Source organism: Bacteroidales bacterium, from assembly GCA_029210725.1.
In the GTDB taxonomy this organism is placed as follows: Bacteria; Bacteroidota; Bacteroidia; order Bacteroidales.
Map to the genome: position 1 here is coordinate 1 of JARGFM010000026.1, position 934 is coordinate 934.

1 protein-coding gene is annotated in these 934 nt (G+C 42.2%); it reads right to left on the reverse strand.

Annotation, left to right across the window (positions count from 1 at the left end; all coding sequences use genetic code 11):
- Positions 1–858 (reverse strand): transposase (locus P1P86_13030; protein ID MDF1576104.1); only part of this gene is annotated, 858 nt, incomplete at its 3' end.
- Positions 859–934: the final 76 nt, after the last annotated feature.

Here is a 934-nt window from a genome sequence, read left to right on the forward strand (position 1 = left end):
CCTCCGATGCATCTGAAGATTTGCCTCACAGATAACTTTGCCATCTTTGATCTGATAGCCCTTGGTTTGTTCACTTCTCGGATTATGTGGAATAACAGCCAGTGCATGCAGATCATTGATGATGTATTTCAGCAAGTCTTCAGAGTCATAGTTGGCATCGGCCAAAACCGAGCGGATATTGAGGTTAAAACAGGTGACTGCTTCTTGTATGAGATCTTTAGCAACTGCCACATCAGAGACATTTGCCGGCTTGGTAACTTCCCAGATTGGAAGTTCGGTATCAATATCGTTTATCACATGATTACGATACCCCCAGAAGTAGCGGACCTTCTTTTGAAAAGGATTTGGGAAATGGATCAAGACACCTAAACGTGCGTCAGGATCACCAGCTGGTTTTTTGGTTTTGTCAAATCTATTTGACATTGAGGTCTTTAGGTTGTTTTCTTTCAACAGTGCGACAATTGGGCAAGAATCAATGGCAATAGAGCTTCCAGATATAGCCCCGGTTTTGATTAGTTTCTGAACTAGCTGTTTACGCATGGAGGAAAGTTCAAGGTGGCTTGTATCGTGCAGGAAAGATGAAAAGCGTTCGGTTGAAGGTGCTGATTTCATGGGATTAAAGCCTAAGACTCTGGAGACACTCGGATTGTTATTGAGTTCAAAAGTCAGGTCGGTCAAGTATGGATAGCTTCTCAACGACTTATATATTAATGCTTTAAGCATACTGTTTCGGCTAAATGGACGTCTGCCAGTCTTGGGAATGTTCTCTGAAAGCAATGGAAGGTTTTGGAAGAGCTTATCGTATCTAATGGCTGGTGGTAAATCAGCCGGATCAAATAGGAGTTCTGAATGCGACATGACCGGTACCCTCTAGTTTTGTGAAAGTCTATGACATTTTTCATGATGCGGATACCAGTAAATTAAGAGTTAGGAA